The sequence below is a fragment of the Deferrisoma palaeochoriense genome (assembly GCF_054656955.1).
This window is the reverse complement of sequence record NZ_BAAHXI010000007.1, coordinates 65,998-77,084: the sequence shown is the minus strand read 5'-3', so window position 1 is coordinate 77,084 and position 11,087 is coordinate 65,998. Positions and strand designations below refer to the sequence as shown.

The window sequence follows — 11,087 nt, the reverse complement described above, 5'->3', positions numbered from 1 at the left end:
GTATTTATGGATCTGGGGGACGTTGTTCGGTTTTATAAGTTGTTTGGACCCCCGGTTCGGGCCCGGCGAACGCCCTGGCATGCCAGGGGCGAGGAAGGGCGTCCTGGGGGGCGACAGGGGGCCGTGAGTCAACCAGCGTGCAACCGCACCATGTGCTCCCGGATCCACGGGAACAAGTGCTCGTAGTCGCTCTCGCCGCGGTCCAGCAGCCCCATCAGGAACCGATACGCGCCGTTCGGGTCCACCCTGAGCTTCCACCCGTTCAGGCGCAGAAACACGTCCGTGGCAAAAAACGCCACTCGCTTGTTCCCGTCCACGAACGGATGATTCATCAGAAGGGACTCGAAAAGGGCGGCTGCCATCGAGGGAAGATCCCGGTAGTAGCCCGTTCGGGGGCGATACAGGGCGCTTTCGAGAAGCCCCAGGTCGCGGACGCCGGTCCTGCCCCCGAACACTTCGATCAGCCTGGCGTGGATCGCCAAGACTTCGTCCACCGTGAGGAACGAAACCGTGTCACTCGGCAAGGAGTCGCCCCAGTTCCTCATTCTCGGAAACGGATGCCTCCAGGTGCTCCAGGACCACCGGCCTCACCCGGCGGCGTTCCAGATACTCCCGGATCGCATCGGTCAGGAGACCGGAGATGCTCTGGTGGGCCTCGCGGGCGAATTGCCGGAACTCGCTCCACACCGCCTCATCTACCTTGGAACTGATCTTCACAGCTCCCATGGGTCACTCCTCGCAACTTTCCGCTCGAACGCGGGGAGGCTAGCAGGCCAAAATCCTCTCCGATTCCAGCGTCGCCGCCTGTCTCAAAGCTGTGGGCGCGCTCTCCGTACCAGGGAGCAGAAGTCGGAGGTCAGAGAACAGAGCCCCCTGCCCTCTGGTCGCTGACACGTGGCACGGACTCCGGGCCGACACCGGGTTGTCCATCCGGCCGGCACCCCACGCGCGGTAGGGCCCTACCGGGCCCAAGTGGCTCTTAAAGAGTCAAGATATGTCAAGACATCCGCGGGGGCAACCTCCCGGCCTCCCGGCGTCACGGTGGAACGGCCGGGCGAAGCGCGGGTGATGACGATGGGGGGAGTCTCAGGAGGCGGAGGGCGCCGCCTCGGGTTCGGTCCGGGTGATCAGGTCCCACAGATCGTCCACCCGGAGCGGGTTTCGCACCCGCGTGCCACGAACGTCGAAGGGCCGGTCGCCGTTGTAAAGGACGAATCCGGGCGTGGTAGGGCCCGCCCCAACGCCCCGGAAGCGCTCGATCCCCTTGAGGAACGCCGGGGAAAAGGTCTCAGAGGACTTGATCTCCACCGGGATCAGCCTTCCCCCGTGCCGCACCACGAGATCCACCTCATTGCCGTGGGAATCCCGGAAGAAGTACACCTCGGGTCGGAGGCCCCGGTTCAAGGCCCCCTTGATCACCTCGGTGATCACGAGGTTTTCGTAAAGGTTGCCGCGGAGCGGGTCGCGGAACGCCTGGTCTTCGGAGTGGATTCCCAGAAGGAACGAGCACAGCCCGACGTCGGTGAAGTAGAGCTTGGGCGACTTGACGACTCGCTTTCGCACGTTCTGAAAGTACGGTGGCACCTCGAACACAATGTAGGACGCCTGGAGAACACTGATCCAGTTGCGCACCGTCGTGGCCGAAACCCCAACGTCGTTGGCCAGCGACGAATGGTTCACCACCTGTCCCACACGGCCGGCCAGGAGCACGAGGAACCGCTGGAACAACGAGAGATCCCGAAGCCGCACCAGCGCTCTGACGTCGCGCTCGACGTACGTCTGGAGGTACCCGTTGAAAAAGCGGCGGGGCGACAACCCCTGTTCATGGAGTCGGGGAAAGCCCCCCTTGATCACCAACTCGAAGGGATCCCACTGGGGCTTATAGTGTCGGAGTTCTGGAAGGGAAAACGGCCAGAGCGTCAGCACGGAGGTGCGGCCGGCCAGGGTTTGGGTCACGGCCTGGTGGACTTCCGGTTGGTGACTGCCAGTGAGGACATACCGGTTGGGCTTGGGCGATTCGTCTACCATGCCCTGCAGGTATGAGAGCAGAACGGGAAAACGCTGCACCTCGTCGAGAATCGCCCCGTCCCCGAGCGAGCGCAAGAATCCCCGAGGATCCGCCTCTGCAGCCAAGCGCACGTCGGGGTCCTCCAGCGACACGTAGGGTCTGTCGGAAAACGTCATGCGCACGAGGGTGGTCTTGCCGGCCTGGCGGGGCCCCAGCACGGTGACCACAGGGTACTCTGCGGCGCTCTCAAGAAGTTCCCGGGTGATCTCACGGTGGACCATGCGGGTAGACTACGGCTGTTTTGTGCAATTCGCAAGTTTTATTTTTGATCTACACAATTCAGACGTCTCGGATTCGATCGGCCGGCTTGACAGGCTCGCGGGGCTCAGGGGAACGGAGATCGGGTGGACGTTGTTCGGTTTTATAAGTTGTTTGGCCCCCCAGTTCGGGCCCGGCGAACGCCCTGGCATACCAGGGGCAAGGAGGGGCATCATGGGGGGCGACGGGGGCCGTGAGTCAACCGCCGTGCAACCGCACCATGGGCTCCCGAATCCACGGGAACGTATGGCCGTAAGCGCTCTCGCGTTCCAGTAACCCCGCCTGGAACCGATACGCGTCGTTGGGGCCCCCAGGGCCACCAGCCGTTCAAGGGACGGAAGGGTCGGGCTTGGGCCAGCACGAACGGGGGCACGTGGTGCGCCGCATACCCTGAGGAACGAAGCCGCCCCACTCGGCCAGGAGTCGCCCCTGTCCCTCGTTCTCGGAAATGGATGCCTCCAGGTGCTCCAGGACCACCGGCCTCAACCCGGCGGCGTTCCCGAGGAGTTCCCGGGTCGTATCGCGGCGGCTCAGGGTGAGCGGCTAAGGGCCTTTTGCGCGGCTTGCAAGTTGTTTTTACCGTTTGCCCGCCTGACCCCGGCGGACGGGACCACGCTCCCGCGCGCCCCGGTTCGCCCTAAACTCCGACTCGACCGGTCGGCTTGACAGGTCCGCTTCCTCTGGCACAGTGGTGGTCCATCCGACCCTGCTCGTCAACGAAGGAGGGAGCGACCATGCCACAGATCCAGTGGGAAACCGATTTTCAGAAGGCCGTGGCCCGGGCGAAGGCCGAGGACAGGCCGGTGCTCCTCGACTTCTTCAACCCGGGGTGAATCGGCTGCCAACAGATGGATGCGGTCACGTATCCACAGGAAGCCGTCGCCGAGTTCGTGTCCACCCGGATGGTGCCGCTTCGGATCCCGTCGGACGCCCAGCCCTACGCCGGCCAGTTCAACGTGAAGTGGACCCCGACCCTGGTCACCCTCGACCGGGACGGCACCGAGCACCACCGGACCCTGGGGTTCCTGCCGCCGGAGGAGCTCCTCCCGTCGCTCCTTCTGGGCTCGGCCAAGTGCCATTTCGACGCCGAACGGTTCGAGGCCGCCCTCAAGGACCTCGACGAACTGCTCTCCCAGTACCCCAAGTCCGACGCGGCTCCCGAGGCGATCTTCGTGCGCGGGGTGGCCCGGTACAAGCACACCGGCGACCCCAAGCCCTTGAAGGAGGCCTACGAGAAGCTCGCGGCCGACTACCCGGACAGCCCGTGGACGAAGCGGGCCCTCCCCTACCGGCTTCTATAGAGCGCGAAGCGGCCCGGGCGATGTCCGGGCCGTTGATCGGTTCGTCTAACCGGGGGATCAGTCGCGCAGGTGGCGGGAGATCACGAGGCGCTGGATCTCGCTCGTGCCCTCGCCGATGGTGAGAAGCTTCTGGTCGCGGTAGAACCGCTCCACGTCGTAGTCGCGCATGAGGCCGTAGCCCCCGTGGATCTGAACGGCGGCGTCCACCACCCGGCCCATGACCTCGGAGCAGTAGAGCTTGGCCATGGCGGCGTACTTGCCGAAGGGCCGACCGTTGTCCTTGAGCCAGCAGGCCTTGTAGAGCAGGTTCCGGGCCGCCTCGATCTCCATGGCCATGTCGGCCAGCTTGAACTGGATGGCCTGGAAGTCGAAGATCGGCTGGCCGAACTGGCGGCGTTCCTGGGCGTAGCGCAGCGCGAGCTCGAAGGCCCCCTGGGCCCCTCCGAGGCCCATCGCCCCGATGGAGAGCCGGCCGCCGTCGAGGGTGGAGAGCATCTGGCGAAACCCGTCGCCCTTCTTCCCGAGGAGGGCCTCCTTGGGTACCCGCACGTCGTCGAAGTAGAGCTCGGCCGTGTTGGAGGCCCGCCACATCATCTTGCCGTGCATGGCCTTGCGGGTGAGCCCCGGGGCGTCGGCCGGCACGAGGAAGCAGGAGAGCTCGTTTCGGCCGTCGCTCTTCTTCCCGGTCACGGCCTGCACCACGATCACGCCGGTGATGTCGGTGGCCGCGTTGGTGATGAAGATCTTGCTGCCGTTGATCACCCACTCGTTGCCGTCCAGGACGGCCCGGGTGCGGGAGCTCCCGGCGTCGGACCCGGCCAGGGGCTCGGTGAGCCCGAACCCGGCCAGCATCTCGCCGGTGCAGAGCTTGGGGAGCCAGCGCTTTTTCTGCTCCTCGCTCCCGAAGTAGTAGATCGGCCCGATGCCCAGCGAGTTCCCCGCGGCCACGGTGGCGGCCTGGGACCCGTCGACCCGGGCGATCTCCTCCACCGCGATGATGTACGACACGTAGTCGAGCCCGCTGCCGCCGTACTCGGGGCTCACGAAGATCCCGAAGAGCCCCATCTCCCCCATCTTCCGGGTCAGGTCGTAGCTGAACTCCTCCTTGGCGTCGAGCTCCCGGGCCACCGGCCGGATCTCCTTCTCGGCAAACTCCCGGACGCTCTGGCGCAGGATGTTCTGTTCCGCTGTGAGATCGAAGGACAAAGCCATGGATGGTACTCCTCGTAGAAGGCTGGAAGGCTGGGAGGCTGGGAAGCCGCCGTTGGCGCGAACTCTCCCGCCGCCTCCACGACCAGCGACGAACGACGAACGGGATGCACCGCGCCCCGGGCCCCTCTCCGGGTTCTCCGTGCCCTCCGTGGTGTTCAACTCCCGATCGGCGCTCAGAGCTTCGAGCGGATGTGCTCCCGGTAGGCCTCGATGTCGCGCTGGAGCATCCGCAACTGCTCGATCCGGTGCTCGATCTGCTCCAGGTGGCGGTCGAGGAGCTCCAGGAGCCGGGGCAGCACCTTGGCGTTGGAGCGGTGGGTGCGGTAAAGCTCCTCGAGCTCCTTCATCTCCTCGAGGCTCAGGCCCAGGAGCTTCAAGCGCTTGATGAACTTGAGCCGCCGCACGTCGGCGTCGGTGTAGATGCGGCGGCCCCCCTCCACCCGGCGCACGCTGTTCAGCAGCCCGATGTCCTCGTAGTACCGGATGGTGCGGGGCGTTAGGCCCACCCGCCGGGCCAGCTCCCCGATCTTGATGGGCGCTGCCGCGCCGTTGCCCCCGTTTTGCGCCATGTCTCGTCAATCCCAGGTGCGCTGGTCGTCCAGCACCTTGCCGTCGTCGGGGAGGCTCTCGGCCCACTCCACCTCGGCCCCGATCCGCAGGACGTCCCGCAGCCGCCCCCCGATCTTCTGGGCCAGGCCCTCCGAGCGCTCCCGGCTCACCACCCGCACCACGAGCCGGTCGCGGTTGGCCTCGCGGGTCACCACGGCCCGGAACCGCTCCACCTCGGGGAACTCCTTGAACACCGTCTGGAGCTGGCCGGGGTGCACGAACATGCCCTTCACCTTGACGAGCTGGTCCGCCCGGCCCAGCCATCCCTTGAGCTTGGGGGTCGCCCGACCGCAGGCGCAGCCCCCCGGCAGGAACGCCGAGAGGTCCCCGGTGCCGAACCGCAGCAGCGGGTAGGCCCTGTGGAACAGCGTGACCACCACCTCTCCGGTCTCCCCCTCGGGCACGGGCTGGCCCGTGGTGGGGTCCACGATCTCCACGACGGCGCGGTTCACCACGTGCATGCCGCCCTTGTGGTAACACTCGTAGGCGATGCAGCCGCAGTCGGCCGTGCCGTAGCCCTGGCGCAGCACGAGCCCGAACATCTCCTCCACCGACGAGCGCAGCGTCTCGGGCAGGGGCTCGGCCGTGACGAAGGCCACCTCCAGGTTGAGGTCTTGGCGCGGGTCCACCCCGAGCTCCTTCGCCTTCTCGCCGATCTGGAGGAGGAACGAGGCCATGCCCACGAACCCCTTCACCCCCAGGCGCTGCATGATCTCCACCTGGGTTTCCCGCTCGCCCACGCCCGTGGGCACCACGGGGCAACCGAGGCTGCGCAGGGCGTCGTCGAACATCATGCCGGCCGGGGTCATGTGGTAGCTGAAGGTGTTGATCGCGATGTCCCCGGGCCGGAACCCGGCCGCAAAGAGGGCCTCCTCCCAGCCCCAGCCCTCGCCCGGCCCCTGGGGGTCGTAGATGGGCCCGGGGGAGCGGAAAATGCGCTGCATGCGCTCGAGCTCCACGCCCAGGAGCCCCCCGAAGGGCGGCTCCGCCCCCTGGATCTCCACAAGCTTGGCCTTGGGGGTCACCGGGAGCTTGGGGAGATCGTCGAGCCCCTGGATGTCGCCGGGCTTGAGCCCCGCCTCGTCCATGACGCGCCGCCAGTAGGGGGCGTTCGCGTAGGCGTGGGCCACGGTGTCCCGGAGCTTCCGCGACAGCTCGGCCCGCTGGGCCTCCCAGCTCTGGGTTTCCAGTGCCTCGTTCAGGAATCCGGTGGTTCGGTCCATGTCAGGGCCTCCGGGGGATTACCGTTCGTCGTTGGTCGCAGGTCGTGAGCCGTTGGGGAACCCTGAACCAAGAACGACCAACGACCCGCGACGAACGACCTCTTAGCGTTCTAGCGTCCCAGCCTCCTAGCCTCCTAGCCTCCCAGCTTCCTAGCGTCCCAGCTTGCCGGACGCCGCTACGACAGCCACCGCTTCCGGCGCTTGTAGTGCTTGGCGTTCTTGAACGAGCGCTTGTGGCCGCTTTCGCCCACGCCCAGGTAGAACTCCTTGACGTCCTCGTTCTGGCGGAGCTTTTCGCTCGGGCCGTCGAGCACGACCTTGCCGTTTTCCATGATGTAGCCGTAGCTCGCCACCTTGAGCGCCAGGTTCGCGTTCTGCTCCACGAGGAGGATCGTGGTCTTCTCCTCCTCGTTGATCTTCTGGATGATCTCGAAGATCTCCTTCACGAGGAGCGGCGCGAGCCCCAGGCTCGGCTCGTCCAGGAGCATGAGCTTGGGCCGGGCCATGAGCGCCCGGCCGATGGCGAGCATCTGCTGTTCGCCCCCCGAGAGGTAGCCGGCGAGCTGGTTCCGGCGCTCCTTGAGCCGGGGGAAGAAGTCGTAGACGAGATCGAGGTCCCGGCGTACCCCGGCCTTGTCCTTTCGGGTGTAGGCCCCGCACAGAAGATTCTCGTGGGTGGTGAGGTCCTCGAACACCCGCCGGCCCTCCATGCACTGGAAGATGCCCATGCGGACGATCTCCTCGGGCTCCTTCCCGTTGATCTTCTCACCCATGAACTCGATGGTGCCCTCGGTGACCTCGCCCTCCTCGCTCTTCAAAAGCCCCGAAATGGCCTTGAGCGTGGTGGATTTGCCCGCCCCGTTGGCGCCGAGGAGGGTGGTGATCTTGCCCTCCTCGCACTCCAGCGACAGGCCCTTCAGCACCAGGATCACGTCGTTGTACACGACCTCGATGTTGTTCACCTTCAGCATGAACTCGGCTCCGTGGGGTCGGGGGTGGCCCTTTTCCGAGGCGCCGACCGCGGCCGGGCGGCGCCTTGGAAAAGGGGAGGCCCCGGGGGGCCTCCCCTCCGGTTCGCCGGCGCTAGAAGCCCAGCCAGTCGGCCCGGCGGGGCAGCTCCACCGTGGCCTTGTAGATCATCTGGCCGTCCTGGTACTCGTAGATCTTGGCCGACATGTTCGGCCGGTGGTCGTCGGGCGTGTAGGTGATGGGGGCGGTGAGCCCCTGGGTGTCGAAGTCCCTCAGGGTTTCGAGGTGCTTCTTGAGACCCGGGCCCGTGAGCTCGCCCGCGGAGTCGGCCCGCTTCAGGCCCTCGGCCATGACCATCATCGACACCCAGCCCCGGATGAAATGGGTCATCTGGTGCTCGCCCTTGGTGACCTCCAGGATCGTCTTCATACCCGGCACGTCGTCGCCGTACACGGCCGCGGCCTGGAGGCCCAGGGCGCCGTTGGCCGCGTCGCCGGCCAGCTTGAACAGGTTCTCGTCGTTCCCCCAGATGTTGATGAGGAACTTGGTCTTGAGGCCGAGCTTCTTCGCGTCCTTCAGGATCACGGCCGTCGAGGGGGTGGTGCCGCCGATCCAGGCGAAGTCGGGCTCGTTCTTCTTGAGATTGAGGAGCTGGGTCGTGGCCTCGATGGCCCGCAGGTCCACGTTCTCCTCCCCCACGATCTCAAATCCGAGCTCCTCGGCGTACTTCTTGCCCGCCGGGATGGGGGCCTTGCCGTAGGGGTGGTCCGGATAGATGAAGGCGATCTTGGGCTTGCGGCTCTCCTTCCAGTTGTCCTTGAGGTACTTCAGGCCCGCCCGGAGCTGGGTGGAGTAGTCGGCCGCGATGAAGAAGTTGTAGGGGGCCTTCTTCGGGTCGGTCAGGTGGGCCGAGTACGAGGCCGAGAAGTAGGGGATCTCGTCCTTGCCCACCATTTGGGTGAGCGCCTCCGTATCGCCCGTGCCCCAGCCCTGGATGGCCAGCACCCGGTCCACGGTCTTGAACTTCTTGTAGAGGTTCAGGGCCTCCGGGATCTTGTAGGCGTAGTCGGACCGCAGGAGCTTCACCTTCTTTCCGTTCACGCCGCCGTGGGCGTTGAGCCAGTCGGCATAGGCCTGCACGCCGTCGGCGTAGGGCTTGCCCACCGCCGAGGTCGGGCCGGTGATGTCGGCGATGTGGCCGATGACGATCTCGTCCGCGGCCGGGGCGCCGGCGGCGAGCCCGAGGGCCGCCACCACCGAAAGGGCTTGGATCCAGCGCTTCATGTTCGTTCCTCCTCTTCCCTAGGGTTGGCGCATGCGCCTAAAACTCTCGAACCGAAACCGAAAATCCTCCCTCCACGTGTGCTTCGACGCGTTGGGTTCCCTCGCTCCCGGTTCACCTCCTTTCCCGATCAGTAACTGAACGGATAGAGTTTCCAGTAGGCCTTGATCAGCTTCCACCGATGGGCCAGCCCATCGGGCTCGAAGATGAGGAACAGGATCACGATGAGGCCGAACACCCCCTCTTTCATGCTCATAATCAGGTCACCGAGGGCGACCCCGCCTCCCACCACGTTGGCCAGCGCCGACGATCCGTAACTCAGGAGGTTCGGCACCAGGGTCATGAAGATGGCGCCATAGATCGACCCCAGCACGCTGCCCATGCCGCCGATGATGATCATGGCCAGGTAGTTGATAGACTCGTGGATCGTGAAGTGCTCGGGCGTGATGTACTGGGTGTAGGCGCCCCAAAGGCTCCCGGCGATCCCCACGATGAACGAACTGATCGCAAACGACAGCAGCCGGTACTTGAACAGGTGGATCCCCATGATCTCGGCCGAGAGGTAGTGGTCGCGCACCGCCACGAACGCCCGGCCGTCCTTCGACCGGAAGAGGTTGGTCGTGTAGACCGTGGCCAGCACAGCCACCGTGATGATCACGTAGTAGATGCGCCGGTCCGTGTCGAACGCAAACGCCTCGATCTGGGGGGAGGGGAACATGACCCCGTTCGAACCGCCCGTGATCCGCGGGAGATGGAGGAACAGGTACTCCAGGATGAACTGGGCCGCAAGGGTGGCGATGGCGAGATAGAGTCCCTTCAAGCGCAGCGAGGGGATGCCGAACACCATCCCCACCCCGGCCGTGACGAGCCCAGCCATGGGCATGGCGAGCCAAAACGGAATGCCCCACTCGTTCATGAAAAACGCGCAGGAGAACGCCCCCACCCCGAGGAACGCCCCCTGCCCCAGGGAGATCTGGCCCGTGAACCCCGTGACGATGTTGATCCCCAGGGCGCCGATCACGGCGATCCCGATCATGTTCGTGAGGCTCACCACGTAGGTGGAGGCGATCAGCGGGAACACGTACAGGAACACCACGAACCCGTACACCCAGAACCGGATGAACCGGGTCTGGAGCACCCGCATGTCGTCCTTGTAGGTCTGCTTGAAATCCCCGCAGTGGTTGACGCTCATATCGGTAACCCGCTTTCTCCCAGAAGGGCGGCCCGTGCCGCCGTGAGTCCCCTGTCCTTTGCCTCGGCGACCACTACACCCGCTCGATCTCCTCGGTGCCGAAGAGCCCGTAGGGCTTGACCATCAGGATGATCACGAGGAACACGAACGGCGCCACCTCCTTGATGCCCTGGAGCCCGAACCAGGTCTTGAGGAGCCCGTCCGAGAAGTTCTCGAGCACCCCGACGATGATGCCCCCCACGGCCGCCCCCAGGATCGAGTCGAGCCCGCCCAGGATCACGGCCGGGAACACCTTGAGCCCGAAGTGGCCCAGCGCGATGTTGATGCCGTTGATGTTGCCGATCAGGATGCCGCCGATCGAGGAGACCACGAGCGAGATGCACCAGGCCAGGGCGAAGATCCGCTTCACGCTGATGCCCATGGAAAGGGCCACCTGGTTCGAGAAGGCCGTGGCCCGCATGGCGATGCCCGCCTTCGTGTACTTGAAAAAGAGCCCGAAGAGCACCAGGAGCACGATCGAGAGCCCGAAGCTCCACAGGTACACCTGGCTGATGGGGATGCCGGCCACGTTGATCGGGGCGTCGGGGAAGAGCGGGGGATCGTAGGTCTTGATCTGGGTGCCCCACACGGCCGTCACGATGGAGCGGAGCACCGACGAGAGCCCGATCGTCACCATGATGATCGAGATCACGGGCTCCCCGATCATGGGTCGCAGGACCAGCCGCTCCACCAGGAGCGCGAGCACGATGGAGAACACCAGCGTCAGGAGAAACGCCCACAGCCACGGAATCTTGAACTGGACCACCAGGGAGAAGCAGAAGTACGCCCCCACCATGAGGAACTCGCCCTGGGCGAAGTTCACGACGCTCGTCGACTTGTAGATGATGGCAAACCCCAGGGCCACCAGGGCGTAGATGGAGCCCAACACGAGCCCGCTGATGAGAAGCTGAACGTAGAATTCCATGGCGCCTCC

11 protein-coding genes are annotated in these 11,087 nt (G+C 65.4%); 1 reads left to right on the top strand and 10 read right to left on the bottom strand.

Going from position 1 to position 11,087, the window contains the following annotated elements; all coding sequences use genetic code 11:
* Positions 1 to 128: 128 nt before the first annotated feature.
* The 3 genes from ACYQ8L_RS03635 to ACYQ8L_RS03625 all read right to left on the bottom strand — a co-directional run bounded on the left by ACYQ8L_RS03635 (position 129) and on the right by ACYQ8L_RS03625 (position 2,289).
* A complete protein-coding gene (locus ACYQ8L_RS03635) occupies positions 129 to 545 on the bottom strand; it encodes a type II toxin-antitoxin system death-on-curing family toxin (protein ID WP_459940410.1) in 417 nt (138 codons plus the stop codon).
* Positions 514 to 726: a hypothetical protein gene (locus tag ACYQ8L_RS03630; protein WP_459940409.1), complete on the bottom strand. Its 213-nt coding sequence runs from the start codon at positions 724 to 726 to the stop codon at positions 514 to 516. The genes ACYQ8L_RS03635 and ACYQ8L_RS03630 overlap by 32 nt, the downstream gene beginning before the upstream one ends.
* A gap of 360 nt (positions 727 to 1,086) precedes the next feature.
* The gene (locus ACYQ8L_RS03625) at positions 1,087 to 2,289 is read right to left on the bottom strand and encodes an ATP-binding protein (RefSeq protein WP_459940408.1); all 1,203 of its coding nucleotides are present in this window, start codon (positions 2,287 to 2,289) and stop codon (positions 1,087 to 1,089) included.
* Positions 2,290 to 3,174: 885 nt separating this feature from the next.
* On the opposite strand from ACYQ8L_RS03625, the gene ACYQ8L_RS03620 reads away from it, so the two are divergent.
* Positions 3,175 to 3,627: a tetratricopeptide repeat protein gene (locus ACYQ8L_RS03620; protein WP_488193251.1), complete on the top strand. Its 453-nt coding sequence runs from the start codon at positions 3,175 to 3,177 to the stop codon at positions 3,625 to 3,627.
* 57 nt (positions 3,628 to 3,684) lie between these two features.
* On the opposite strand, the gene ACYQ8L_RS03615 is transcribed toward ACYQ8L_RS03620, so the two are convergent.
* The 7 genes from ACYQ8L_RS03615 to ACYQ8L_RS03585 all read right to left on the bottom strand — a co-directional run bounded on the left by ACYQ8L_RS03615 (position 3,685) and on the right by ACYQ8L_RS03585 (position 11,078).
* A complete protein-coding gene (locus ACYQ8L_RS03615) occupies positions 3,685 to 4,833 on the bottom strand; it encodes an acyl-CoA dehydrogenase family protein (RefSeq protein WP_459940412.1) in 1,149 nt (382 codons plus the stop codon).
* Between the two features lie 179 nt (positions 4,834 to 5,012).
* Entirely contained in the window at positions 5,013 to 5,408 is a 396-nt protein-coding gene (locus ACYQ8L_RS03610) for a MerR family transcriptional regulator (RefSeq protein ID WP_459940406.1), read from the bottom strand.
* Between the two features lie 6 nt (positions 5,409 to 5,414).
* Positions 5,415 to 6,671 (bottom strand): phenylacetate--CoA ligase family protein, encoded by a 1,257-nt coding sequence (locus tag ACYQ8L_RS03605; RefSeq protein WP_459940405.1) that lies wholly within the window; start codon positions 6,669 to 6,671, stop codon positions 5,415 to 5,417.
* Positions 6,672 to 6,847: 176 nt separating this feature from the next.
* Entirely contained in the window at positions 6,848 to 7,642 is a 795-nt protein-coding gene (locus ACYQ8L_RS03600) for an ABC transporter ATP-binding protein (protein ID WP_459940404.1), read from the bottom strand.
* Positions 7,643 to 7,754: 112 nt separating this feature from the next.
* A complete protein-coding gene (locus ACYQ8L_RS03595; RefSeq protein WP_459940403.1) occupies positions 7,755 to 8,924 on the bottom strand; it encodes an ABC transporter substrate-binding protein in 1,170 nt (389 codons plus the stop codon).
* Positions 8,925 to 9,052: 128 nt separating this feature from the next.
* Positions 9,053 to 10,114: a branched-chain amino acid ABC transporter permease gene (locus tag ACYQ8L_RS03590; protein ID WP_459940402.1), complete on the bottom strand. Its 1,062-nt coding sequence runs from the start codon at positions 10,112 to 10,114 to the stop codon at positions 9,053 to 9,055.
* 73 nt (positions 10,115 to 10,187) lie between these two features.
* Positions 10,188 to 11,078, bottom strand: coding sequence for a branched-chain amino acid ABC transporter permease (locus ACYQ8L_RS03585; protein WP_459940401.1), 891 nt, complete (start codon positions 11,076 to 11,078; stop codon positions 10,188 to 10,190).
* Positions 11,079 to 11,087 lie beyond the last annotated feature (9 nt).

What these genes read in the sequence shown, in the direction of transcription:
- ACYQ8L_RS03590 (WP_459940402.1), bottom strand. Translation starts at nt 10,114, where the DNA reads ATGAGCGTCAACCACTGCGGGGATTTCAAGCAGACCTACAAGGACGAC.
- ACYQ8L_RS03600 (WP_459940404.1), bottom strand. Translation starts at nt 7,642, where the DNA reads ATGCTGAAGGTGAACAACATCGAGGTCGTGTACAACGACGTGATCCTG.
- ACYQ8L_RS03620 (WP_488193251.1), top strand. Translation starts at nt 3,175, where the DNA reads ATGGATGCGGTCACGTATCCACAGGAAGCCGTCGCCGAGTTCGTGTCC.
- ACYQ8L_RS03610 (WP_459940406.1), bottom strand. Translation starts at nt 5,408, where the DNA reads ATGGCGCAAAACGGGGGCAACGGCGCGGCAGCGCCCATCAAGATCGGG.
- ACYQ8L_RS03635 (WP_459940410.1), bottom strand. Translation starts at nt 545, where the DNA reads ATGAGGAACTGGGGCGACTCCTTGCCGAGTGACACGGTTTCGTTCCTC.
- ACYQ8L_RS03625 (WP_459940408.1), bottom strand. Translation starts at nt 2,289, where the DNA reads ATGGTCCACCGTGAGATCACCCGGGAACTTCTTGAGAGCGCCGCAGAG.
- ACYQ8L_RS03605 (WP_459940405.1), bottom strand. Translation starts at nt 6,671, where the DNA reads ATGGACCGAACCACCGGATTCCTGAACGAGGCACTGGAAACCCAGAGC.
- ACYQ8L_RS03585 (WP_459940401.1), bottom strand. Translation starts at nt 11,078, where the DNA reads ATGGAATTCTACGTTCAGCTTCTCATCAGCGGGCTCGTGTTGGGCTCC.
- ACYQ8L_RS03595 (WP_459940403.1), bottom strand. Translation starts at nt 8,924, where the DNA reads ATGAAGCGCTGGATCCAAGCCCTTTCGGTGGTGGCGGCCCTCGGGCTC.
- ACYQ8L_RS03630 (WP_459940409.1), bottom strand. Translation starts at nt 726, where the DNA reads ATGGGAGCTGTGAAGATCAGTTCCAAGGTAGATGAGGCGGTGTGGAGC.